A 25,195-nucleotide genomic window follows, 5' to 3' on the forward strand; every position below is an offset into this window, starting at 1 on the left:
TTGTGTTGTCAGCGTTTTTGTATGTAGGTAATGGCCAGCGCCACGGCAAGCACCAGCCCTTTTATAATGTCCATGGCGTAATACGGTACGGAGAGCATCACCAGCCCGTTCGACAGCACGCCCAGAATGACCGCCCCCACCAGCGTTCCCAGCGCGTTCGGCTTGCCGGAACCAGCCAGCGAAAAGCCGATCCACGCTGCCGCCACCGCGTCCATCAGATACCCGCCGCCCGCATTCACCTGCGACGATCCAATGCGCGAGGCCAGCAAAATCCCGCCCAGTCCGGCCAGCAACGAGGCAATCACGTAGGCCGCCACCTTGTAGCGCGTGGTGCGGATGCCCGAAAGGCGCGCCGCCTCCGGGTTGCCGCCGATGGCGTACATGCGCCTGCCGTGGGTGGTCAATGACAATCCCAGCTGTGCCAGCAGGGTCACCGCCAGCATGATGATGACGATGGTGGGCACCTGCCCCAGCAGGCTGAACGCCGCCGGAATGGTTCCTTCCGCCATATCACCGCTCGGCAGCACCATGTTCTCGGTAATCGACCCGCCGTAGCTGTAGGTCATCGCCACGCCCTGTATCACGAACAGGCTGGCAAGCGTCGCGAGCATGTCAGGAATACGCAGAATGACGATCAGAAAGGCATTAAACAGCCCGACCAGGGTACAGAGCGCAAGGGTGATCACAATCGATTCGGTGGTGCCGAAGCCGTGCCAGACGAAGAGCGAGACCACCAGCGCATTCGCCAGCGACGCCGTTGAGCCGACGGAGAGATCAAACCCGCCCACGGTGAGTGAAATCGATACGCCAATGGCAATTACCGTGACGATGGCAATCGAGCGCAGAATGTTGATGATGTTGTTCGGGTCGAGGAAGCTGTCTGACGCCAGGCCAAAAACCACCACCAGCGCCACCACGGTGAGCAACATGCCCCACCGGTAGAGAAAATCGAAAATCTGTTGACGGCCAGACGCCGCCGCAGTCACTGAAAGGGCTTTGCTCACGACGCCGTTCCTCCGGTTGAATAATAAAGTAGTGTCTCTTCCCGCGCCCCGGCCCCGGGGATTTCCGCCACGATGCGCCCGTCCCAGAGCACGCAGATGCGGTCACACAGCCCTACCAGTTCGGCAAATTCGCCCGAGGCATAAATCACCCCTTTGCCCTCGCGCGCCAGGCCGTCGATCAGCTGAAACAGATCGGTCTTCGCTTTGACGTCAACGCCCTTGGTCGGCTCGTCGAATATCAGCACGCTGGCGTCATTGCGCAGCCATTTTCCAATGGCGACCTTCTGCTGGTTACCGCCAGAAAGCCGACGTAAAACCTGCCCCGGCCCACGCGTTCGCACGCCGACGCGGGCAATCACCTCTTCCGCCCAGCGCCACGCCTGACGATGACCAAAGAGACTCCAGCGCGAAAAGCTGTTATCTGCCGTCACGGCCAGATTCATGCTCACCGGCTCGTCGATAAAAATCCCCTCTTTGCGCCGCTCCTCCGGTACCAGCGCCAGCCCGCGCAGCACGGAATCGGCCGGATCGCGCGGTTTCCAGGGCTGATGATTGAGCTCGCCACGCTCCACCCGGCTTTTGCTGGCACCAAACAGCGCCTTGCAGAGTTCGGTTTTACCTGCGCCCGCCAGACCGGCAATGCCAAGGATTTCGCCTTTACGCAGATGCAGGGAGATATCTTTCAGCAATGCGTCGTCGTGCAGCCCCTCCACCCGCAGCAGCGTCTCGTCGCTATGCACAGGACGGGCTGGCGGGTAGATATCGCTCAGTTCGTGGCCGAGCATCTTCTCGACGATCGCTTCGCCGCTGAGATCCGCCATCGGGCCGGTCTCAATCAGCTTGCCATCGCGCAGCACCGTTAAGGTGTCACAGATGGCTTTTAGCTCATGAATGCGGTGCGAGATAAATACCACGCCAATGCCCTGCTGCTTTAAACGCCGCACCACCGCGAACAGGCGTTCACTGTCGTGGGCATCCAGCGGTGCGGTAGGTTCATCGAGGATCAAAAAACGGCAGTGATGCGACAGCGCCCGCGCCAGCAGGATCTGCTGTTTTTCAGCCAACGAACAGCTGTCGATGGAACGGCGAACGTCCAGCGCAACGTCGAGCTGCGCCAGCGCCTGCTTCGCCTGTTGACGAATAACACGCCAGCGGTAGCGATGTCCCGGCTGCGCCAGCTGGTCGAGCATGATGTTTTCAGCGATGCTCAGCCCCGGAACCAGCGCCACGTCCACTTCCTGCTGCACAAGGTGGATCCCCAGCCGTTTGGCATCGAGCGGTTCGCGGATCGTCACCGGCTGGTTATTAATGCAGATCTCCCCCTCATAGCGATCGTGCGTTCCGCACAGCACCGCCATCAGCGTCGATTTCCCCGCGCCGTTAGCCCCGGTCAATGCATGCACCGATCCGCCGTTCAGGGTAAAGTCCACGCGCGACAGCGCCTGAAAGCCGGAAAAGGCCAGGCTGATACCGCGCATCTCAAGGCGACTGGAAACCATCCGCGTAGGATCCTCATTAATAGTTTGATTTATTGAATTTTTCACAGCTCCGGTTGACTGACAACGACAGAAAAGGCATAAGATAAAGCCAAATATTATTAGCCATCCGGATGTCCAGACATAACATCGGGTTAGCGCTTGCTAAAAAAAGGACAACACCATGAGCAACACCGATATCCGCGTCGTACCCGGCCCGGCGAACTACTTTTCTCATCCCGGAAGCCTTGCGCATCTGCATGACTTCTTCACCCCGGAGCAGCTTTCCCGTGCGGTGTGGATCTACGGCGAACGCGCGCTGGAGGGCGCACGCCCCTTCCTGCCGGAGAGCTTTAAGGCCCCCGGCGCAAAACACCTCTTGTTCAAAGGCCACTGCAGCGAGCGCGATGTCACCCATCTGGTGAATGAATCCGGCAGCGAGGCGGCATTGGTGATTGGCGTGGGCGGCGGCGCGGTGATGGATACGGTCAAAGCCGTGGCGCGTCGTTTGGGCGTTCCGTTCGTGGGTATCCCGACCATCGCCGCTACCTGTGCGGCCTGGACGCCACTCTCTGTCTGGTACAACGATGCCGGGCAGGCGCTGCAGTTTGAAATTTTCGACGATGCCAACTTCCTGGTGCTGGTGGAGCCGCAAATCATCCTTAACGCCCCGGCGGAATACCTGCTGGCGGGTATCGGCGATACCCTGGCGAAGTGGTATGAAGCGGTGGTATTGGCACCTGAGCCGGAGAACCTGCCGCTGACCGTGCGGCTCGGTATCAACGGCGCGCTGGCGATCCGCGACGTGCTGCTGACACGCAGCGAAGAGGCGTTAGCCGACCAGCAGCGAGGTGACCAGACGCAGGCGTTCCGGGACGTGGTGGATGCGATTATTGCCGGTGGTGGCATGGTCGGCGGTCTGGGCGAACGCTATACGCGCGTGGCGGCGGCACATGCGGTGCATAACGGCTTAACCGTGCTGCCGCAGACGGAAAAATACCTGCACGGCACCAAGGTAGCCTACGGCATTCTGGTGCAGAGCGCCCTGCTCGGCCAGGACGACGTGCTGGCGCAGCTGGTGACGGCGTACCGGCGTTTTAACCTGCCGACCACGCTTCGCGAGCTGGACGTCGACATCAATCACCGGGAAGCGCTGGATAAGGTCATTGCCCACACCCTGCGCCCGGTGGAGTCAATTCACTATCTGCCGGTTGCGCTAACGCCTGACGTTCTGCGCGCCGCGTTTAAGAAAGTGGAATCCTTCAGCCGTTAATCGCGCCGACAGGCTATACCTAATGATGATTCTTTCTACTCTTGCAACGAGGTCATCATGCAGATCGATTTAACAGGTAAAAAGGCGCTGGTTACCGGCGCCAGCCGGGGATTGGGTCGGGCAATTGCACTCTCGCTGGCGCGCGCCGGTGCCGATGTGATTATTACGTATGAAAAATCGGCCGAAAAAGCCCAGGCGGTCGCCGATGAGATTAAGGCGCTGGGACGACACAGCGAAGCCGTGCAGGCGGACAGCGCCAGCGCAGAGGCGATTCAGGACGCGGTCACCCATGCGGCGCGTTCCCTCGGGGGGCTGGACATTCTGGTCAATAACGCCGGGATCGCCCGCGGCGGCCCGCTGGAGTCCATGACGCTGGCGGATATCGATGCCCTGATTAATGTCAACATTCGCGGCGTGGTGATCGCCACTCAGGAAGCCCTGGTGCACATGTCTGACGGCGGGCGCATTATCAATATCGGTAGCTGTCTGGCAAACCGCGTGGCGATGCCGGGTATCTCCGTCTACTCGATGACCAAATCCGCGCTTAACTCCTTCACGCGCGGTCTGGCGCGGGATCTGGGGCCGCGCGGCATTACCGTGAACCTGGTGCATCCCGGCCCCACCAACAGCGATATGAACCCGGAGGACGGTGAACAGGCAGAAGCCCAGCGTCAGATGATTGCCGTCGGTCATTACGGACAACCGGAAGATATCGCGGCGGCGGTCACCTTCCTCGCCAGCCCGGCCGCCGGACAGATCTCCGGTACGGGGCTGGATGTGGACGGCGGTTTGAACGCCTGATCGCAGATTTTCTGTAAGCCTCTGTCGCCTGGCAGAGGCCTTCCTGAGCACCCTCGACGGTGGCGGCAATCTACGGCTGCAGGCAGGAACAGATCAGCCTCTATTTACCAAAAGAGGGTTAACAACACTTCGCCCCGCCCTTGCCGCCGTAGCGGGCGTCCTGGCGGTCGCGGAAAAATTCTTCGTAGGTCATGGGCGTCTGGTCCGGATGGTTGACGCGCATATGCTCGACGTAGTTGTCGTAGTCTGGCACGCCAATCATCATTTTGGCGGCCTGGCCCAGGTACTTACCTGCTTTGGAAAGGGTGTCGAACATAGGTTGTTTCTCGCTATTGCCCCCTCACCCTAACCCCCTCCTAAAGGGAGAGGGGACATTAAACACCCTCTCCCCTTTGCGGAGAGGGCTGGGATGAGGGGGATATTCGGTTAAATTAATGCGCCCCTTTGGCCTGGGTGACAATCTCTTCCAGGTTTTCAGGCATTGGCTCGTAAGGCGTCTCTTTTGCCGTTGGCTTGTCGACTTTCAACGCCGCCAGCGCGGTCTTCAGAGAATACAACGCCAGTACCACGACCACCACCATAAAGAAGATGGTCAGCCCGGCATCCAGACGGTTGTTAAACACCAGCTGCGACAGCTGTGATTCCGTATACTGCGCCGGGATTTTACCGCTGTCGATCATCGCCTGAAACTTATTGGCAATCGCCAGGAAACCCACTTTATTGTCCGGGCTGAAGGCTTTCTGCCAGCCCGCCGTCAGGGTACAAATCAGCAGCCAGGCGGTAGGCAGCAGCGCCACCCAGGCATAACGCTGGCGCTTCATCTTGAACAGCACCACCGCACATAGCATTAGCGCCATCCCTGCCAGCATCTGGTTAGCGATACCGAACAGCGGCCATAGCGTGTTAATACCGCCCAGCGGATCCACCACCCCCTGATGCAGGAAGTACCCCCACGCCAGCACGCACAAGGCCGTTGCCAGCAGGTTCGCCGGGAGCGAATCGGTACGCTTCAGGTTCGGGGAGATCACGCCCAGCAGATCCTGCAGCATAAAGCGGGCCGCACGCGTCCCCGCATCCACCGCCGTCAGAATAAACAGCGCTTCAAAGAGAATGGCGAAGTGATACCAGAAGGAGACGTCCATCAGCCCGCCCAGCGCACCGTGAAGTATGTAGGCCATCCCCACCGCCAGCGTAGGCGCGCCGCCCGCGCGGGAGATAATCGACTGCTCGCCTACTTCACTGGCGATACTCGTCAACGTATCCGGGGTAATGGCAAAGCCCCAGCCGCTTACCACCTGTGCAGCGGATGCCACCACGTCGGCGGTGCCCGCCGGAGCCAGAACCGCCATCGGGCTGTTCATCGCGAAGTAGACACCCGGGTCGATAATGCAGGCAGAAACCAGCGCCATGATCGCCACGAAGGACTCCATCAGCATGCCACCGTAGCCAATCAGGCAGGCCTGATTTTCATTCGCCAGCATCTTCGGCGTGGTCCCGGAGGCAATCAGCGCGTGGAAGCCAGACACCGCGCCACAGGCGATGGTAATAAACAGGAACGGGAACAGGTTACCGGTCCAGACCGGGCCCGTACCGTCAACGAATTTGGTTAACGCTGGCATGGTCAGCGTCGGGCGCATGATCAAAATACCGATAGCCAGCCCGACGATGGTGCCAATTTTCAGGAACGTGGAGAGGTAATCACGCGGGGCCAGCAGCAGCCACACCGGCAGCACCGCCGCCACAAACCCATACCCCACCAGCATCCAGGTCAGCTGTACGCCGGTAAAGTCGAAGAACGGTGCCCAGGTTGGGCTCTCTGCCACCCAGCCGCCGGAGATAATGGCGAACACCAGCAGCACCAGGCCAATGACCGACACCTCACCAATGCGTCCTGGACGCAGGTAACGAATGTAGATCCCCATGAAGATGGCCAGTGGAATGGTGAACGCAACGGTGTAAGTCCCCCACGGGCTGTGGGTCAGCGCTTTCACCACGATCATCGCCAGCACCGCGAGGATGATCACCATGATCATAAAGGTCGCCACCAGCGCAATCACCCCGGCGGTTGCCCCCATCTCCTCTTTCACCAGCTCACCCAGCGAACGCCCGTCGCGACGGGTGGAGACGAACAGCACCATAAAGTCCTGTACGGCCCCCGCCAGCACCACGCCGGCAAGGATCCAGATCATCCCCGGCAGATAGCCCATCTGCGCCGCCAGCACCGGCCCTACCAGCGGGCCTGCTCCGGCAATCGCCGCAAAGTGGTGACCGAACAGCACTTTCTTATCGGTAGGAACGTAGTCCAGCCCGTCGTTATGACGAACGGCGGGCGTCATACGCGTGGCATCAACCGCCAGCACCGTTTTGGCGATATAACGGCCATAAAAACGATATGCGATCAGATAAATGCAGACGGAGGCAACGACAATCCAGAGCGCATTGATCTGTTCCCCCCGGTTAAGGGCGATATAGCCCAGAGCAAAGGCTCCCACAACGGAGAGCCCTGCCCATGTAAGGTATTTCCCTGAGTTGTTCATAGTGGTTATCCGTTGTTGTGAAACAGTGAGATGTTACATTTTGTTTCTAGAACAACCGGAAAAATTTAACAACTTTGAAACGCAATAATGCGTGGTCAAACCAGAGATTTACACCACAGTGTTAAGCCGATCACTTTCGGCTGAATGACTTACCCCAGCACCATCGTACTCAACCGGCAGGTACAGCACCGCCGTCCCTGCTCGTCGAACACCACAATCTCCCAGCTCTGGCTGGATCGACCCAGATGCAGCGGCTGACACACGCCGCGCACGATCCCCTGCGCTACCGCACGATGATGGGTGGCATTCAGCTCCGTTCCCACCACGTTCTGCCCGTCGCGGGTCATCAGAAAACCGGCCATCGAGCCCAGCGTTTCCGCCAGCGCCGCCGATGCGCCACCGTGCAGCAGGCCAAACGGCTGATGGGTTCGCGCATCCACCGGCATTTCCGCTTCCAGCGTATCGTCGCCAAGGCGGGTATAAACGATGCCCAGATGCGCCACCAGCGTGTTCTGGCTGGTGGCGTTCAGCGCATCTAACGATAAATGGCGTTTCCAGATCATTACGCCCCCAGCGTGGAGCCGCCGTCCACCACGATATCCTGCAGGGTGATATGGCTGGCAGCATCGGAGGCCAGGAACAGGATCGTGCTGGCAATCTCCTGAGGACGGGCGATTTTCCCCAGCGGGATCCCCAGCTTAAACTGCTCGCCAAAACCGCGAATGCGCTGCTGCTCCGCATCGTCGCAGGTCCACAGGGTGCGCTGCATATCGGTATCCGTTGACCCCGGCGACACCAGATTACAGCGCACGCCGCTGCCCGCCAACTCCAGCCCGACGGTGAGAGCCAGGCTTTTCAGCGCCGCTTTCGAGGCGCCATAGGCACTCATCCCGATGCGCGGCGTGTGGGCCGCGTCGGACGCCACGGTGACAATCGCCCCGCTCTGCTGACGACGGAACTGGCCCATCGTCTGTTGAAAGAGGTTAAACGCCCCGCCAACGTTGACCGCAAACGTCTGCTGCCAGTCCTCCTGCGAAAGCTGGTCCGTGGCGCCCATGCGCAGAATGCCGGCGGCGTTGACCAGCACGTCCAGACGTTCCTCTACGGCGAGCAAGCGCCCGCAGACGTCGCTCACCTGCACCGCGTCAGATACGTCCAGCGTTTCGGTAGCAAACGGATAATTCCCCTGCGGGAAGGCCAGATCGAATCCGGTCACCTTCGCGCCCGCGTCGGCAAAAGCCAGCGCCGTCGCATAACCAATCCCCTTACCCGCCCCTGTCACCCAGACGGTTTTGCCGGTGAAATCAACAACCATTACTGCACCTCGCGGGAGAGTAGCGCCCACCAGGCGTCGAGGGTTGGATTTTTTGCCAGCATCACGAAATCGATATCGCCGTGGACTTTACGCCAGCGTGCGGCGAGCGCCATCATGCGCACCGAATCCAGGCCGTAGTCGATCAGGTTTTCATCATCCATCGGTTCGTCGGTTTCATCCAGTAATGGCAGGATGAGCTCACGCAGCGCCGCTTTTGAGACCGGAACCGACGGCAACAGGTCATCGGTCATCACCACGCGGCCGGAACGCCCCGCCACATAATTAAGCGACATCAGATGCTCTTCGCGGGTGAAATCTGCCAGCGCGTCAGCAATAAAGAAGGGCTTGATGTCGCGCATAAACGCATCGGTGGCGGTGGTCATGCAGCCGATGTGGGCATACACGCCGGTGATCAGCAGCTGATTGCGGCCTGTCTCTTTCAGCATCAGTTCCAGCGGCGAGCGATGAAACGCGCTGTAGCGCCACTTCACCAGCACGGTGTCGGCTTCGTCCGGGGTCAGTTCAGCCACAATGCGCTGCTGCTCCGGGGAGCGGGTCAGGCCCGGGCCCCACATGTCATTCAGCAGGGCGCGGTCTTCGTCGCTCTGCTCTTTCGGCTGGGCGGTGTAGTAAACCGGAATGTTGTGCGCTTTACAGTACGCGCGCAGCCTGGCGATGTTCGCCACCACCTGTTGCATCATCGCGCTGTTTTCGCCCCAGAAGTTCAGGAAATACTCCTGCATATCGTGGATCAGCAGCGCGGCACGTTCAGGCTCAAACGCCCAGTTCACTTTACTTGTCGGCAACTCTGCGGCAGTTGGCAGCGCGTAAGCGGTTAATTTTGGAATGGCCATACTCTGTTCCTCAGGCCCGGGCGCGTTCAGCGATCCACAGGCGCAACTGTTTCTTATCGACTTTGCCGACCGGCGTTAACGGCAGCGCATCCACGCTCTCCACGCGATCCGGCAGTTTGAATTCGGCAACGCCCTGCTCGCGCAGGAAGCGACGTACCTCAACCGCGCGCAGCGGCTGTTTCACCACCAGAAACGCGCAGCTTTTCTCGCCCAACAGGCTGTCCTCCATGCTCACCAGCGCGGCGTAGATCACCGCCTCATGACGCAGCAGCAGGTTTTCGATCTCTTCGGCGGCGATCTTCTCCCCGCCGCGGTTGATCTGATCTTTCTCGCGCCCCTGCACGGTGATGTACCCCTGCTCGTCGATGGCAATCAGATCGCCGGAGCAGTAAAACCCGTTGGCATCAAAGGCGCTGGCGTTGTGTTCCGGGCTGTTGAAATAGCCGCGGAAGGTATACGGCCCGCGGGTCATCAGACGCCCTGTTTCGCCACGCGGCAGCGGGTTGCCGTGCTCGTCCGCCACCCATACTTCGTCATCCGGGCACATCGGACGGCCCTGGGTGTGGATGATGCGATCCGGGGTGTCGTCGAGAGCGGTGTAATTCACCAGCCCTTCCGCCATGCCGAACACCTGCTGCAGCTGGCAGCCAATTTCCGCCGGAATACGCGCGGCGAGCGTGGCGGACAGGCGCGCGCCCCCCACCTGCAGCAGCTTCAGCGATTTAAGCTGCGCATTGCCCGCGCCGTCGGCAATCGCCTGCAGCCACAGGCTGACCGCCGGAGGCACCAGCGAGGTGACGTTAATCTGATGACGTTCAATCAGCGGGAAGCAGATCGTGGCGCTCGGATCGTGCGCCAGCACCACGCAGCCCCCGGCCATGAATACCCCTAACGAACCCGGGGAGCTCATGGCGTAGTTATGGGCCGCCGGCAGCGCATTCAGATAGCGAGTATCCGCGGTAATGCCGCAAATTTCGTTGCTGCGACGGATGCTGTAGTCGTAATCGTTATGGGTGCGCGGGATCAGTTTTGGCGTGCCGGTACTGCCGCCTGAAAGCTGGAAGAACGCCACTTCGTCGGCAGGTGTCGGGTTGGGGATGAAATGGTCCGCCGGACGGGCGATGGCCGCCTCCAGGGCATGTGCGCCGTTGTCGCCGCGCAGCAGCACGATGCGCACTGAGCGATGTTCATCCACAAAACGGTTCAGGAAATCATCGCCCGCAAACAGGGCGTGCTCGCGGTCGGCAATCAGCAGCGCGGGTTTGATCTGTGCGGCGTAGGCGTTCAGCTCGTTGCGTTGGTGGCTGAAGAGCGCGTTCACCGGGGCCACGCCCACCTGCAGAAGCGCGAAAAAGGTAATGTAAAACTCAGCCACGTTGCCGAGCTGAACCAGCGCCGTCTCGCCACGACGCACGCCTTGCCCCTGCAGGGCGGAGGCGAGGTTATTCACCGCCTGGTTGAACGCACGCCAGGTCAGGTGACGTTCACCGTCAATAATGGCGACGGTAGCTTTCTCCGCGTGGTCGGTCAGAATGTGAGTCAGCGGCTGATCCTGCCAGTAGCCTTTTTCACGGTAGCGCCGGGCAAACTCCTCAGGCCAACGGGTAAAGGGGATGGTCATGGTGATTCCTCAGTGCAAACCAAAAACGTTGAGCATGGTGGAGAGCTTCACACCGGTTTCGCGCCACTCGCCCACCGGGGAGGAGGCTGGCACAATACCCGCACCGGCAAACAGGCGAACGCGATTTTTAAGCAGACGCGCGCAGCGGATGGTCACTACCCACTCGCCGTTGCCTTCGCTGTCACACCAGCCAACGATGCCGCCAAACAGTTCGCGGTCGAACGGCTCCAGCCCGGCAATCAGCTCTTTTGCCGCCTGATGCGGGAAACCGCTCAGCGCAGGGGTCGGGTGCAGCAGACAGGCCAGGGTCAGGGCGTTCTCATTTTCACGGGCGTCCCCTTCCACCGGCGTCGCCAGATGCCAGAGCGTCGGGGTGGTGATCAGCTGCGGAGAGGCTGGCATGCTGAGATGATGGCTGCGTGGTGCCAGAATGGCTTTCATCGCCTGGGTCACCAGATCGTGCTCGTGGCGATCCTTCCCGGAGGCCAGCAGCTTATTACCCGCCTCGCGATCCAGCACGTCATCCGGCTGACGACGCGCGGAGCCCGCCAGCGGCAGAGAGCTAAAGTGTGTCCCCTCTTTACGCAGCAGCAGTTCCGGGCTCGCGCCCAGCAGCACGCCGCCATCCTCCAGCGGTACATGGAAGTTAAAGCTGGCCGGATTCTGGGCGATCAGTCGCTCCATCAACGCGCCGCTATCAATCGTTTTATCCGTCGCAATGTCAATCAGCCGCGACAGCACCACTTTGTTCACCTGTGGCGTGGCGGTGAGCGCCGCCGCACGGGCAACCATCTCTTCAAACACGGGCTGCGGCGGGATCTCAGTGCGGGTTTCCACGTTCAACGCCTGGGAAGCGGAAAAATAGCGCGCGGACTGCTGACGCGCCGGGCGCGAAAAGGTCTGCCAGTGCTGCGGAATAAACAGGGATGAGGGCTTGCGGGTATCGAACGGGATGGCACCCACCATCACGGGATGGGCAATGCCGCTGGCCTTCGCGTGGCGGAAAGCCTGAGCCAGTTTCTGCTGGAAGGCCCCCGACGGGTTATCACCGCCCTCGGCGGGTTCAGAGAAACGGGAAAAACAGCCTGACGTGGTAAAGCTGCGGTAAGGCGACATAAAGAAAAAGCTGTCTGATGGCAGCGTGGTCGCGGTGTGCTGAACTTCCTCAGCCAGGGACGTATCCATATCATCCTCCATAAAATGATAAAAGAAGCAATAATGATTATCATTTATATTTTCGTTGGCTAACCTAATCCCACATCGCGCCGGTGTCAACCGCAGAGCAAACATCTTGTGCGAGTATCGCTTGCATCCCCCCACCGCAATCATGAAAATGAGAAGCATTAACTTCAAAGAGAACAGGATGCCGCGTTGTGAAATTCCCCGCCGTTTGTCGTAATGCCCTTCTTTTAACGGGATGTTTTGTTTTAGGACTAACCTCAGCCATCGCCGCCGACTGGCCGCGTCAGGTCAACGACAGCCGCGGGGTGCATACTCTTGAGAGCAAACCCACGCGCATTGTTTCCACCAGCGTGACTCTGACCGGCTCACTGCTGGCGATTGATGCGCCGGTAGTGGCCAGCGGAGCAACCACGCCCAATAACCGGGTGGCGGATGCGCAGGGTTTTTTACGCCAGTGGGGTGATATTGCGAAACAGCGCAAGGTAGCGCGCCTGTACATTGGCGAGCCGAGCGCAGAAGCGGTGGCGGCGCAGATGCCGGATCTGATTTTGATTAGCGCGACCGGCGGAGACTCGGCCCTGGCGTTGTACGATCAGCTCTCCGCCATCGCGCCGACGCTCATCATCAACTACGACGACAAAAGCTGGCAGGAACTGCTGAAGCAGCTAGGCACGATAACCGGACAGGAAAAACAGGCCGCCGAACGCATTGCAGCATTCGATAAACAACTCGCGCAGGTGAAACAGCAGATGACACTGCCGCCGCAGCCGGTGAACGCCATTGTTTACACCGCTGCCGCGCACAGCGCTAACCTGTGGACCGCGGAGTCCGCTCAGGGCCAGCTGTTGCATCAGTTAGGCTTTACTCTGGCCGAACTGCCTGCCGGGCTGCACACCTCAAAAAGTCAGGGCAAACGTCACGACATCATCCAGTTAGGCGGTGAAAATCTGGCTACCGGGCTGAACGGTGAAGGCCTGTTCCTGTTTGCCGGCGATCAAAAAGATGTCGAGGCGATTTACGCCAACCCGCTGCTGGCGCACCTGCCTGCTGTGAAGAATAAACGCGTGTGGGCCCTGGGAACGGAGACGTTCCGCCTGGATTATTACAGCGCGATGTTGGTGTTAGAGAGATTAAACGCATTGTTTAAGTAGGCATTTTCCCTCCCTCTCCCCGTGGGAGAGGGCCGTGGTGAGGGCATCAGGCCGCACCGTCGTTCAATACAACCTCCTGCCTGAACCGGCGCAATTCTGCTAATACCATTAACAGGATCCCACCAACAACGGCTAACACAAACCCGCTGGTGCTCGCCGAAGCCACCGGTGTCATGACGGCCCCCAGCCCACCGAGGATCGCCGCGCCTATGGCATCGCCCGTCACGTTTTGCGCGGTCCACAGGCCGTTGATGCGCCCGAGCATCCCCTCCGGCGTCTGGGTCTGGATCAGGGTGTACTGCAACAGAGAACTGATGGCGCTCAGCCAGCCGAAGAGCACCAGACACAGCACACCCAGCGCCCAGACCGGCATCAGGCTGAAGAACCCCATCGCGATAAACGACGCCAGCGTCGTCAACAGCATAATCAACCCCGGACGCGCGCTCTGCGCCAGCCTGCCGCTGGTCAGCGCACCACACGCCGCGCCGAGCGGAATGGCGGCATACAGCACGCCAATCTCTGAGGCGCTCATCTGCCACTCTCCCGCCAGCGCCGGATACAGCACGCGTACGGCGCTCGCCATCGTCAGCAGACCACCGAGCAGCGCAATACCACCAATCAGCGGGTTGCTGAACAGAAACCGGATCGCCGCCATCAGCGATTTCAACGGATGCTCACGCGGCTGCGGCGGCGGTGGCAGAAGCGGCAGACGCAGCAGGGTTAAGGTGGTGATAAACGTCCCCGCCGCCGCGAGGCCGTAGTTCCACGCCACGTTACCGGTGGCCAGTAGCAGGCCACCCACCATCGGCGATATCACCGAGCCGAGGCGCACGGTGAGCATGGTGATCGCCCCCGCCTGCATCAGGTTCTCGCGCCCAACCAGCGCGGGCGTCGCCGCCAGCAGCGCCGTCACGCCTAACGAAGCAAAGAAACCATCCCACAGCCCGAGGGCGTAAATGGCGAGTAAGGAGGGTTCCGGCAGCATTGCGTTCAGGCACAATCCGACAAACCCCACCCCGCAGGTGCCGCGCGCCAGCAGGATCAGCTTCTTGCGTTCGTACCTGTCGGCCAGCACGCCGCCGATCATCAGACCGATAAACATCGCCCCGCCGGTTAAGGTGACCGACAGCCCGACCAGCCAACTGGAGTGCGTCAACGTCTGGATCTGTACCGGAACGGCAACGCCGAGCAGGCCGAGGGACAAAATGGAGATAAAACGCGCGATAAACACGGCGCGATACGCCGGGTGCGTCTTCAGCAGGCTGAGGTTAATCAGCCAGGATTTTTGATTCATGACAAGACCTTGAGTCTATTTCTACCCATTCCATGGGCGCACATGCTAACATAGCCAAATAAGATAGATAACGATAATCACTATCATTATCAAATCATGGATGTTGCTATGTCGTTTTCCTCTTCTTCTGCGGTGCGCGCCGTTGCCGTGCCCCTGTTATTGCTGCTGTTAATCCTTGCGATGGCACTCAGTCTGCTGGTTGGTGCGAAACCGCTGCCCGCCTCCGTAATTATTGATGCGCTCTTTGGTACCTGTCAGAGCGCCGACTGCACCATCGTGCTGGATGCCCGCCTGCCCCGTACTCTGGCCGGATTACTTGCCGGGGGTGCACTGGGCCTTGCGGGAGCCCTTATGCAAACCCTCACCCGCAACCCGCTGGCTGACCCCGGCATTCTTGGCGTGAACAGCGGTGCCAGCTTTGCCATTGTGCTTGGCGCGGCGCTGTTCGGGTTTACCTCTCCCTCAGAACAACTGGTGATGGCCTTTTGCGGCGCGCTGGCGGCCTCGCTGATTGTCGCCTTTACCGGCAGCCAGGGCGGCGGGCAGCTTAGCCAGGTACGTCTGACGCTGGCGGGCGTGGCGCTTGCCGCCGTGCTGGAAGGGTTATCTAACGGCATCGCCCTGCTTAACCCGGACGTTTACGACCAGCTCCGCTTCTGGCAAGCCGGTTCGCTGGATATCCGCACGCTGGAGACGCTTAAGGTGGTGGTCATCCCGGTGATGATAGCCGCCGCCGTGGCTCTCGGTTTAAGCCGGGCGCTGAACAGCCTGAGCCTCGGCAGCGACACCGCCACCGCGCTCGGTAACCGCGTGGCGCGAACCCAGTTGACGGGGTTAGTGGTCATCACCGTGCTGTGCGGCAGCGCGACGGCAGTGGTCGGCCCGATTGCCTTTATCGGCCTGATGATGCCGCATCTGTCGCGCTGGCTGGTGGGGGCCGATCACCGCTGGTCGCTGCCGGTGACGCTGCTGGCCACCCCGGCTCTGCTTTTGTTCGCTGATGTTGTCGGGCGTCTTCTGGTGCCCGGCGAACTGCGCGTTTCGGTGGTTAGCGCCTTTATCGGCGCGCCGGTGCTGATCTTCCTGGTACGGCGTAAGCGCGGAGGTGGCGCATGATGGCCCCCTCTCGTCGTTTGATCATCAGCGTTTCGCTGCTGGTTATCGCCATTCTGATACTGGCGATCGCAAGCCTGTGCAGCGGCGCGGTGACGCTCGATCTCGCCCAGGTGTTTAACGCCCTCACCGGCAGCGCCCCGCGCGCTGTCACGATGGTGGTGACGGAGTGGCGACTGCCGCGCGTGGCAATGGCGATGCTGGTGGGTGCCGCGCTCGGCGTCAGCGGCGCGATTTTCCAGTCGCTGATGCGCAATCCGCTCGGCAGCCCGGATGTAATGGGTCTCAACACCGGCGCCTGGAGCGGCGTGCTGGTGGCGATGGTGCTGTTTGGTCAGCATCTGACGGCCATCACCGTGACGGCGATGACCGGCGGGATACTGACCGCGCTGGTGATCTGGCTGCTCGCCTGGCGCAACGGTATCGACACCTTTCGCCTGATCATTATCGGTATCGGCGTACGAGCCATGCTGATGGCGTTCAATACCTGGCTGCTGCTGCAGGCTTCGCTGGAAACGGCGCTGTCGGCCGGGCTGTGGTATGCCGGCTCGCTCAACGGCCTGACCTGGGGCAAAGTCTGGCCCGCCGCGCCATTGATTCTGCTGATGTTTATCGCCGCGCTGCTGCTGGTGCGCCGGATGCGGCTGCTGGAGATGGGTGACGACAGCGCCTGTGCGCTTGGGGTCGGCGTTGAGCGTTCGCGTCTGATGCTGATGCTGGTCGCCGTGTTGCTCACCGCGGCCTCCACCGCGATTGCCGGGCCGATCTCCTTTATCGCCCTGGTGGCGCCGCATATCGCGCGGCGCGTGAGCGGCACCGCCCGCTGGGGCTTAACCCAGGCGGCGCTGTGCGGCTCAATGTTACTGCTGGCCGCCGATCTCTGCGCCCAGCGGCTGTTTATGCCTTATCAACTTCCGGTGGGCGTTGTCACCGTCAGCCTTGGCGGGATTTACCTCATCGTCTTGCTCGTTCAGGAGTCACGCAAGAAATGACCGATTCAACCACCCGCTTGCGCGGCGAAAGCCTTACTCTCGGCTACGGTAAAAAAATCATTGCCCGCGATTTAACCGTCGCCATACCTGACGGCCATTTTACGGCAATCATCGGCCCGAACGGCTGCGGTAAGTCGACCCTGCTGCGCACCCTCAGCCGCTTGATGACACCGGTTGAAGGTCACGTCTTCCTCGACGGCGAGCAGATCCAGCGCTTTGCCAGTAAAGAGGTGGCACGACGCATCGGGCTGCTGGCGCAAAACGCCACCACACCGGGAGACATCACGGTGCAGGAGCTGGTCTCACGCGGACGCTATCCGCATCAGCCGCTGTTTACCCGCTGGCGCAAGGAAGATGAAGACGCGGTGAGCCGCGCGATGCAGGCAACGGGCATTACCGACCTTGCCCGGCAGAGCGTGGACACGCTTTCCGGCGGCCAGCGTCAACGGGCGTGGATCGCAATGGTGCTGGCGCAGGAGACCTCCATTATGCTGCTGGATGAGCCGACAACGTGGCTCGATATCAGCCATCAGATTGATCTGCTTGAGTTGCTAAGCGATCTCAACCGCACGCAGGGTTACACCCTGGCGGCGGTGCTGCATGATTTGAATCAGGCCTGCCGCTATGCCACGCATTTAATTGCACTGCGCGACGGCGAAATTGTGGCGCAGGGTGCGCCGAAGGAGATTGTGACGCCGGAGCTCATCGAGCGGATCTACGGCATGCGCTGCATGATTATTGACGACCCGGTGGCGGGCACGCCGCTGGTGGTGCCGCTTAGAAAGCGTTCGCGCTGATGCCCTCACCCCGGCCCTCTCCCCGTGGGAGAGGGTTAGGGTGAGGGGAAATCACTACCCCAACATCTTCTGCAACACCGGCCCAATCTTCTCAAACGCCTGCGGCGAAATGATGTCCACGTGGGCGCAATCCTGGCTGTAGACCTCCAGTTCATTCACCCACGGCGACCACGCGACCTGCGGATCCATCGTTCGCGTACGCTCGGCAACAAACAGCGTTGCTTTCCCGTCAAACCGCGAACTGTGCGCCGTGGTGAGCAGCCGCACCGCGTCGGCGTAGTTACCTTCAATGGCGTTGAATAGCGCGCTGGAGCCCTGCCCCTGCTGGGCGGCGATAAACGCCTGACGCTCGCGCTCAATTTCGGCCAGCACCGCCGGGTCGAGTCCGTTGGCCTCTTTTTCCGCCCAGTTCTGGGTTTCCGGTGGCCAGGTATCCAGCAGACCAAGGAAGGCGACGGTTTCGCCCTGTTCACGCAGACGCGCGGCAATCCCTTGCGCCAGCGTGCCGCCAAGCGAGTAGCCGAACAGGTAATACGGCCCGTGGGGCTGCCGGGCACGTAACGTAGTCAGATGATGTTCAATCACTCCATCCAGATCCGCACACTGCTGCATCGGCCCCTCCGGGCGCGGCGACTGAATTCCGGTAATGGACCAGCGCGGGCTAAGGTAGCGCGCCAGCACGCTGAACTGCCAGGAAAAACCGGAAGCCGGATGGAAGCAGAACAGCGTCGGGCCGTCGCTTTCACGTAGCGGTAGCAAGGTTTCATAACCCAGACGCTGCGCCTGCTCGTCGCTTATCGGCGAATCCAGCAGAGCGCTCAGCCTGTTGACCGTAGAGGCGACCATTATCTGCCCCGGCGTCACCTTGCGGGCGAACGTGCGGCTGAGCTGTGCAGCCAGGCGCATCGCCAGCAGCGAGTGGCCACCGAGGGCAAAGAAATCGGCTTCGAGGTCGTTCACCGCGCAGCCCAGCAATGACGCAAACGCCTGCGAGACGGCAATTTCGGTATCACTTTCCGGTGCGCGTCCGCTGGTTTTGCTGGTCAGCTCCGGCAGCGGCAGCGCCTTGCGATCCAGCTTGCCGTTTGCGCTTAACGGCAGCGCGCTGATTTGCAATACCACCACCGGCACCATATGCGGCGGCAGCAGTGCCTTCAGTGAGGCAAGCAGCGCGTCGCGATCCAGCGGTAAACCGGATTCAGAAACCACGTACCCCACCAGCTGGCGGGCATCCCCGCCCGTGGCCGCCGCCTGGTTAAACACGCAGGCGTGCGCTACGGCCTGCGCTACGTCGGGCAGCGACAGCATCGCCCGGTCGATTTCACCCAGTTCAATACGCTGACCGCGAATTTTCAGCTGGTCGTCGCTGCGGCCTAAATACTCCACCGCGCCGTTATCCAGCCAGCGGGCGACGTCACCGGTACGGTACATCCGCTCGCCCGGCGCGAACGGATCGGCAATAAAGCGGCTGGCGGTGAGATCCGGACGGCCCAGATACCCCTGCGCCAGTTGAATGCCGGTGAGATAGAGATCGCCCGCCACGCCAAACGGTACCGGGCGCATCATCGCATCCAGGATCCGCAGCCCGGTGTTCCATACCGGGAAACCGATCGGCACGCTGTTACCTGCCACCGCCGCCAGCTCTGGTCCAAATGCCGGATACCAGCTAACGTCCACCGCCGCTTCCGTCGGGCCGTAGAGGTTATGCAGCGGCACGCGAGTGAGTTGCTCCCATTCGCGACAGAGTTCCGTCGGCAGTGCCTCCCCGCTGCAGAACACCTGCTTCAGGCTCTGACAGCAATCGGCGTTTTCCGGCGTCAGCGAGGCGACAAACGCCGCCAGCATCGACGGCACAAAGTGGGTGGTGGTGACGCCATAGTGCGCAAAGAATTGCTGCATGGCCAGAGGATCACGGTGCGCGTCCGGCTCGGCCATCACCAGCTTCGCCCCGGCGATAAACGGCCACCAGAACTCCCAGACCGACACGTCAAAGCTGCACGGTGTTTTCTGTGCCACCACGTCACACGCCGTCAGCGGGTAGTGATCCTGCATCCATTTCAGGCGGTTAACGATGGCAGTATGCCCGACCATTACCCCTTTCGGACGCCCTGTCGAGCCCGACGTAAAGATGATGTACGCCGTCTGCGCCGGCTTCGCCAGCCGCAGCGGTTCAGCATCCACAGCCGGTAATAGTGTGTTGTAACTAAACGTCCCGACGGACAGATCGCTAAAACGCGGACGCTGTTCGTCGGTGGTGATAAGCAGCGACGGCTTCGCGTCCTCCAGCATCATCCGCAGACGATCGTCCGGGTAGCCGGTATCCAGCGGCAACCACGCGGCCCCCGCCTCCACAATGCCGTGCAGCGCTAACGTCAGGAATACCGAGCGCGGCAGCGCCACCGCCACGCTGTCGCCCGGTTTCACGCCGCGCTCACGCAACAGCTGCGCCAGTGCCACCACCTGCTCGCGCATCTGGCGATAGCTGAGCTCGATGTGCGCATCCGCCAGCGCGGGTGCGTCCGGGGTTTTGTTCGCCTGTTCCGCCACCAGATCCGCCAGCGTGGTGGACGGTAGCGCCAGCCCGGTGTCGTTGATGCGTGCAAGCTGCTGGTATTCCTGCTCTGAGACCGTTTCAACCTCGCCGCAGCGCAGGTCCGGGTTAGCGGCAAATTGCGTCAACATCGCATTCAGGCGCGCCACGTGACGGGCCAGCGTGGTTTCATCGTAGCGCTGTTTATTGGCGAGGATCTCAATGCTCAACCCGCCCTGCTCGTCCGGGAACAATGCCAGCTCCAGATCGTTCACCGGGCCGGTGGCCAGCGTATGGGTGATGGCCTCCACGCCGTCGAGATCCAGCTGATAATCGAACACTTTGACGTTGAGCACCGGGCCAAACAGGGCTTGATCCCCTGCGGCACGCCCGCTGTCGCGCACGATCTGTTCGGCGTCGTAGCGCTGGTGGCGACGCATTTTTTTCAGCTGGTTTGCCAGGCGCAGCGCCAGTTCCGGCAGGCTCTCCTGCGGATTGATGTTCACCGCCAGCGGCAGCACGTTGAGCACCGGGCCGGTCGCGGTCAGCGCAGCGGAACCCATGCGGCGCATAAAGATAAACCCGGCGGCGTAGTCCAGCCGTCCGGTGAGTCGCCCCAGCCACAGCGCCACCAGCGCAAGCGCCAGATCGGTGCGCTGTACCGGCCCTGCGGCCTGCGCAAGCTGGCTGAAGGCGCGGCCATCGGCGGCGATTTTCAGGCGCAGAATATCGGTGGTGGCGGCGCGCCCCGGCAGCGGTGCAGAGGAGAGAGAGACCGGAGAAGGAAGCTGTTTGCGCTGCTCAGCCCAGAAGGCGCCGTCACGCTGATACGCCTCGCTGTCGCGATAGCGCTGATACTCGTCCACCACATCGGCGAACGGTGTAAACGGGGATTCAGGCGTGGGCTCACCCTTCTTCCACGCGGCATAAATTGCGGCGATCTGGCGGGTGATCGCCGGAAAACTGAAGCCATCAACCACTAAATGGTGATAGCGCTGATACCAGTACCAGTGGCGTTCATTCACCTGAATGAGCTGGTGAAAAGCCAGCGGCTGACCGCTGTCGACACGAAGGTTTTGATTAAGGTCGGCGGCCATCAGCGCCACGGCAGCGTCGTGGGAGTCAACGTGGATGATGGATGGCTCTGGCAGAATGATGCTTTCATCCACCCACTGCCACACCTCACCGTTATCCTCGGTGAAGCGCATGCGCAGAGTGTCGGCCTGCATCATGCCTTCGGCAATGGCTTTTGCCAGCAGCGGCGCGTCAATGTCGCCCTTCAGTTCGGTGTAGTGTGCCACGCTCCAGGCGTTCGGCAGGCTGGAAAGCTGCTCCGCCATCCAGATGCCCGGCTGGGCGGCAACAAGCGGCAGACGGTTCATGCATTCTCCCCCGCATAATAAGAGGGGCTTAGCGTCTGCCAGTGTTCAGCCAGCCACTGCTGGCACGCCTCCTGGGAGCGGGGTTCACCGACCACGCGCCAGCCTGCGGGCAATGCGCACTGCTGCGGCCACAGGCTGTACTGCCCCTGATCGTTACGCAAAATAGCAAACTGCCCCTGCGGATTATCGAAAGGATTGCTGAATTCCATACAGACTCCGTTAGTGAATAAGCGGCTGCCAGAGGGTCATCAGCCCCTGCGTCAGCCCACCGCGCCAGCAAAGCGCGTCGTGTCCGCCGTCAACCTGACGCCAGTAAACCTGCTGCTGTGTGTGCAGTTCGTCGTAAATAGCCTGATTCGCGCGGTAAATCAGCGGCTCGTTGCGCCCGGCCTCAAGGAGGATGCGCAGGCCGCGTGCGGTTTTCTCACCCGCTTTCAGCTGGGCGATAAGCAGCCCTTCCTGCTGCCCGCCGCGGTGCGGCCACCAGTAAGAGCCGGACTGGCTCAGCACGCAGCCAAAACGCTGCGGCCAGTTAAGTGCGGCATAAAGCGAGGAGAGGCCGCCGAAGCTCTGGCCTGCGACCACCGTACGGTCAGCGCGGTCGCTGAATGGCGTGCGTTGTTTTACAAGAGGGAGAAGCTCTTCCTGCACCGCCAGCCAGAAATCGGGGTTACAGGGCAATTCGTTATTGCGATGCGCCATATCTATCACATCGATTAAAACGTAGACGGCAGGCGGCAGTTTGCGTCCGAGAGTCAGCGCCGTCAGCGCTGGCCAGACGGGCATGCTTTCGGCCCAGAACTGGCCGTCGAGCAGCACCGCCAGCGGGCGTTCAGGGTCGTCATTCCCGGTGGTAAAAATCCATATGCGTCGACGGTTGCCCAGACGCCTGCTGTGCCATTCGATGCAGACCGGCTGCCGGTACGGCGTATCGGGGCGATCCCAGCCGGGCTGCACCGGAGCATCGGGCATCTCCAGCGCAGAGACATCATGTCCCCTCCCGCCTCGCCAGCTCTGGGCATTAAGCGGGTCGGACATCGCCTGCGGCAGCAGCTTGCGCCAGCCTTCACGCAGCGCCATGCGGTCTGGCTGGTCGCCGTGAAACACATCGGGCGCAAAATCGTCTGTATTCTCTGAGGGGATAAAGCAGTAGCTGCCGCGCCACTGGGGACTGAACTCGCCCTGCCATTGCCAGACGTCGGTGTCCGGGATGCGTTTGAGGGATTGTGGGCGGGCATTTTTATGGTGATCGGTTACGCCGGTGATATACAGCCAGACGCGTTTCACTGCCGAGGTCTGTTGCGTTCCTGCCGGATCGCGCCACCAGAAGGTGACCCGATATTTCCCCTCTTCACGCACCCATTCCGGGCCGTTTTTCGACTGCCACCAGGCTTCACTTCCCGTTGTTAACACCGTCACCCCTCTAACCTCATGTTTAACAGTCTTTTTTGTTTCAGGACAAATTTTATTGATAATATTATTGATAACTATTTGCATTTGCAATAGCGTAATGCCCGCGCTGTGGGAAGCGCGTTCATAAGAAACCATAAAAGCGGGACATCCAATGAATAAGAAGATTCACTCTCTGGCCTTGCTGGTCAATTTAGGGATTTATGGCGTCGCGCTGCCTGCCATGGCAGACGACAACACCGCCTCCGCGCAGCATGAAGACACCATGGTGATCACCGCCGCCGAGCAGAATTTGCAGGCGCCGGGGGTTTCCACCATTACCGCCGATGAGATCCGTAAAAATCCGCCAGCGCGTGACGTGTCTGAAATCATCCGCACCATGCCAGGCGTTAACCTGACCGGTAACTCCACCAGCGGCCAGCGCGGTAACAACCGCCAGATTGATATCCGCGGTATGGGCCCGGAAAACACGCTGATCCTGATCGACGGCAAGCCGGTGACCAGCCGTAACTCGATTCGTCTGGGCTGGCGTGGCGAGCGCGACACCCGCGGTGATACCGGCTGGGTGCCGCCTGAGATGATTGAGCGTATCGAAGTGATCCGTGGCCCGGCCGCCGCGCGTTACGGTAACGGTGCGGCAGGTGGCGTGGTGAATATCATCACCAAGAAATTCGACGACCAGTGGCACGGCTCCTGGAACACCTATCTGAACGCGCCTGAACACAAAGATGAAGGCTCCACAAAACGCACCAACTTCAGCCTGAGCGGCCCGCTGGGCGGCGACTTCAGCTTCCGCATGTACGGTAACCTCGACAAAACTCAGGCCGATGCGTGGGACATCAACCAGGGTCATCAGTCTGAGCGTACCGGTGCCTATGCCAACACCCTGCCAGCTGGCCGCGAAGGGGTTGAGAACAAAGACATCAACGGGGTAGTCCGCTGGGATTTCGCACCGATGCAGTCTCTGGAGTTTGAAGCGGGCTACAGCCGCCAGAACAACCTCTACGCCGGTGATACCCAGAACACCAACAACGACAATGCGCTGGTGAAGAAGAACTACGGCAAAGAGACCAACCGCATCTATCGCCAGAACTTCGCCGTGACCTGGAACGGCGGCTGGGATAACGGCATCACCACCAGCAACTGGGCGCAGTACGAACACACCCGCAACTCACGTCTGGGTGAAGGACTTGCCGGAGGAACCGAAGGGCTGTTCAACAGCGATAAATTCACTGACACCGACCTGGCCGACGTGATGCTGCACAGCGAGATCAACCTGCCGATTGATTTCATCGTCAACCAGAACCTGACGCTGGGCACCGAGTGGAACCAGCAGCGAATGAAGGATTCCACCTCCTTCTCGCAAACCCTGCAGGGCGGGACCGTCCCGGGGATGAGTAACGATCGCAGCCCGTATACCTCCGCAGAGATTTTCTCCCTGTTTGCGGAAAACAATATGGAGTTGACCGACAGCACCATGCTGACCCCGGCGCTGCGCTTCGATCACCACACCATTGTCGGCAACAACTGGAGCCCGTCTCTGAACCTGTCGCAAGGTCTGGGGGATGATTTCACCCTGAAGATGGGCATCGCGCGCGCCTATAAAGCGCCGAGTCTGTACCAGACCAACCCGAACTACCTTTTATACAGCAAGGGCCAGGGCTGCTATGCCAGCTCTGACGGCGTGGGCTGCTATATGATGGGTAACGACGATCTGAAAGCCGAAACCAGCATCAACAAAGAGATTGGTCTGGAGTGGAAACGCGACGGCTGGCTGGCGGGCGTGACCTGGTTCCGTAACGACTATCGCAACAAGATTGAAGCGGGCTATACGCCGATTGGCCAGACCTCCACCAGCAAAGTCACCACCGATATCTACCAGTGGGAGAACGTGCCGAAAGCGGTGGTTGAAGGTCTGGAAGGTTCCCTGAACGTGCCGGTCAGCGACACCATCAACTGGACCAACAACATCACCTACATGCTGCAGAGCAAGAACAAGGAGACCGGCGACCGTCTGTCGATCATCCCGGAGTACACGCTGAACTCTACCCTGAGCTGGCAGGTGCATCAGGATGTGTCGCTCCAGTCGACCTTCACCTGGTACGGCAAGCAGCAGCCGAAGAAGTACAACTACAAAGGTCAGCCAGTGAGCGGGTCTGAGAAAGACGAAGTCAGTCCGTACAGCATCCTTGGCCTGAGCGCGACGTGGGACGTGACCAAAAACGTCAGCCTGACCGGCGGCGTGGATAACGTCTTCGACAAACGTCAGTGGCGTGCGGGTAATGCCCAGACCACCGGGAATACCGCGACGGGTGCCTATATGTACGGCGCGGGGGCTTATACCTATAATGAGCCAGGCCGCACGTGGTATATGAGCGTGAATACCCGATTCTGATTCAGGTAGTGACTTCCTCCCTCTCCCTGTGGGAGAGGGCAGGAGTGAGGGCAACAGGCCGCACAATTC

The 25,195-nt window shown here is 60.6% G+C and carries 20 protein-coding genes; 7 read left to right on the top strand and 13 right to left on the bottom strand.

Annotation, left to right across the window (positions count from 1 at the left end; genetic code table 11):
- Positions 1–8 precede the first annotated feature (8 nt).
- Both NQ842_RS18010 and NQ842_RS18015 read right to left on the bottom strand, forming a co-directional pair.
- Positions 9–1,004: an ABC transporter permease gene (locus tag NQ842_RS18010; RefSeq protein ID WP_046889846.1), complete on the bottom strand. Its 996-nt coding sequence runs from the start codon at positions 1,002–1,004 to the stop codon at positions 9–11.
- On the bottom strand, positions 1,001–2,503 hold the full coding sequence (locus NQ842_RS18015) for a sugar ABC transporter ATP-binding protein (protein WP_257256149.1): 1,503 nt from the start codon (positions 2,501–2,503) through the stop codon (positions 1,001–1,003). The genes NQ842_RS18010 and NQ842_RS18015 overlap by 4 nt, the downstream gene beginning before the upstream one ends.
- 160 nt (positions 2,504–2,663) lie before the next feature.
- Here NQ842_RS18015 and NQ842_RS18020 point away from each other — a divergent pair, with 160 nt between their 5' ends.
- Both NQ842_RS18020 and NQ842_RS18025 read left to right on the top strand, forming a co-directional pair.
- Positions 2,664–3,752, top strand: a complete 1,089-nt coding sequence (locus NQ842_RS18020) for an oxidoreductase (protein ID WP_257256150.1) — start codon at positions 2,664–2,666, stop codon at positions 3,750–3,752.
- Positions 3,753–3,809: 57 nt separating this feature from the next.
- Positions 3,810–4,553 carry an SDR family NAD(P)-dependent oxidoreductase gene (locus tag NQ842_RS18025; protein WP_014831047.1) on the top strand — a complete coding sequence of 248 codons (744 nt, stop codon included), beginning with the start codon at positions 3,810–3,812 and terminating at the stop codon, positions 4,551–4,553.
- A gap of 118 nt (positions 4,554–4,671) precedes the next feature.
- On the opposite strand, the gene NQ842_RS18030 is transcribed toward NQ842_RS18025, so the two are convergent.
- The 7 genes from NQ842_RS18030 to entC all read right to left on the bottom strand — a co-directional run bounded on the left by NQ842_RS18030 (position 4,672) and on the right by entC (position 12,065).
- Complete coding sequence (locus tag NQ842_RS18030) at positions 4,672–4,869, bottom strand: YbdD/YjiX family protein (RefSeq protein WP_006809671.1); 198 nt, start codon at positions 4,867–4,869, stop codon at positions 4,672–4,674.
- Between the two features lie 115 nt (positions 4,870–4,984).
- Positions 4,985–7,090, bottom strand: a complete 2,106-nt coding sequence (gene cstA, locus NQ842_RS18035) for a pyruvate/proton symporter CstA (protein WP_014831046.1) — start codon at positions 7,088–7,090, stop codon at positions 4,985–4,987.
- Between the two features lie 149 nt (positions 7,091–7,239).
- Positions 7,240–7,653, bottom strand: coding sequence for a proofreading thioesterase EntH (gene entH, locus NQ842_RS18040; protein WP_014831045.1), 414 nt, complete (start codon positions 7,651–7,653; stop codon positions 7,240–7,242).
- A complete protein-coding gene (gene entA, locus NQ842_RS18045; protein WP_083021355.1) occupies positions 7,653–8,405 on the bottom strand; it encodes a 2,3-dihydro-2,3-dihydroxybenzoate dehydrogenase EntA in 753 nt (250 codons plus the stop codon). Before entA ends, entH begins: the two co-directional genes overlap by 1 nt.
- On the bottom strand, positions 8,405–9,259 hold the full coding sequence (locus NQ842_RS18050; RefSeq protein WP_046889850.1) for an isochorismatase: 855 nt from the start codon (positions 9,257–9,259) through the stop codon (positions 8,405–8,407). Before NQ842_RS18050 ends, entA begins: the two co-directional genes overlap by 1 nt.
- A 10-nt stretch (positions 9,260–9,269) precedes the next feature.
- Complete coding sequence (gene entE / locus NQ842_RS18055) at positions 9,270–10,880, bottom strand: (2,3-dihydroxybenzoyl)adenylate synthase EntE (protein WP_046889851.1); 1,611 nt, start codon at positions 10,878–10,880, stop codon at positions 9,270–9,272.
- Positions 10,881–10,889: 9 nt separating this feature from the next.
- Positions 10,890–12,065: an isochorismate synthase EntC gene (gene entC / locus NQ842_RS18060; RefSeq protein WP_118283192.1), complete on the bottom strand. Its 1,176-nt coding sequence runs from the start codon at positions 12,063–12,065 to the stop codon at positions 10,890–10,892.
- Between the two features lie 188 nt (positions 12,066–12,253).
- On the opposite strand from entC, the gene fepB reads away from it, so the two are divergent.
- Complete coding sequence (fepB, locus tag NQ842_RS18065) at positions 12,254–13,213, top strand: Fe2+-enterobactin ABC transporter substrate-binding protein (protein ID WP_047362446.1); 960 nt, start codon at positions 12,254–12,256, stop codon at positions 13,211–13,213.
- A gap of 46 nt (positions 13,214–13,259) precedes the next feature.
- Here the strand turns inward: fepB and entS are convergent, their stop codons facing one another.
- Positions 13,260–14,507, bottom strand: coding sequence for an enterobactin transporter EntS (gene entS, locus NQ842_RS18070; RefSeq protein WP_014831039.1), 1,248 nt, complete (start codon positions 14,505–14,507; stop codon positions 13,260–13,262).
- A gap of 108 nt (positions 14,508–14,615) precedes the next feature.
- On the opposite strand from entS, the gene fepD reads away from it, so the two are divergent.
- The 3 genes from fepD to fepC are packed head-to-tail and all read left to right on the top strand — an operon-like array spanning position 14,616 to position 17,409.
- Positions 14,616–15,623, top strand: coding sequence for a Fe(3+)-siderophore ABC transporter permease (gene fepD / locus NQ842_RS18075; RefSeq protein WP_257256151.1), 1,008 nt, complete (start codon positions 14,616–14,618; stop codon positions 15,621–15,623).
- Positions 15,620–16,612, top strand: coding sequence for an iron-enterobactin ABC transporter permease (gene fepG, locus NQ842_RS18080; protein WP_257256152.1), 993 nt, complete (start codon positions 15,620–15,622; stop codon positions 16,610–16,612). The genes fepD and fepG overlap by 4 nt, the downstream gene beginning before the upstream one ends.
- A complete protein-coding gene (gene fepC, locus NQ842_RS18085; RefSeq protein WP_050859906.1) occupies positions 16,609–17,409 on the top strand; it encodes an iron-enterobactin ABC transporter ATP-binding protein in 801 nt (266 codons plus the stop codon). The genes fepG and fepC overlap by 4 nt, the downstream gene beginning before the upstream one ends.
- A gap of 54 nt (positions 17,410–17,463) precedes the next feature.
- Here fepC and entF read toward each other — a convergent pair whose 3' ends face one another.
- The 3 genes from entF to fes are packed head-to-tail and all read right to left on the bottom strand — an operon-like array spanning position 17,464 to position 22,740.
- A complete protein-coding gene (entF, locus tag NQ842_RS18090; RefSeq protein WP_257256153.1) occupies positions 17,464–21,321 on the bottom strand; it encodes an enterobactin non-ribosomal peptide synthetase EntF in 3,858 nt (1,285 codons plus the stop codon).
- Positions 21,318–21,530: an MbtH family NRPS accessory protein gene (locus NQ842_RS18095; RefSeq protein ID WP_014831034.1), complete on the bottom strand. Its 213-nt coding sequence runs from the start codon at positions 21,528–21,530 to the stop codon at positions 21,318–21,320. The genes entF and NQ842_RS18095 overlap by 4 nt, the downstream gene beginning before the upstream one ends.
- Positions 21,531–21,540: 10 nt before the next feature.
- The gene (gene fes / locus NQ842_RS18100) at positions 21,541–22,740 is read right to left on the bottom strand and encodes an enterochelin esterase (protein ID WP_257256154.1); all 1,200 of its coding nucleotides are present in this window, start codon (positions 22,738–22,740) and stop codon (positions 21,541–21,543) included.
- Positions 22,741–22,885: 145 nt separating this feature from the next.
- Here fes and NQ842_RS18105 point away from each other — a divergent pair, with 145 nt between their 5' ends.
- Positions 22,886–25,126 (top strand): TonB-dependent siderophore receptor, encoded by a 2,241-nt coding sequence (locus NQ842_RS18105; protein WP_014831032.1) that lies wholly within the window; start codon positions 22,886–22,888, stop codon positions 25,124–25,126.
- The last annotated feature ends 69 nt before the right edge of the window (positions 25,127–25,195 follow it).

The organism is Enterobacter cloacae complex sp. R_G8, assembly GCF_024599795.1.
GTDB classification, from domain to species: Bacteria; Pseudomonadota; Gammaproteobacteria; order Enterobacterales; family Enterobacteriaceae; genus Enterobacter; species Enterobacter dissolvens.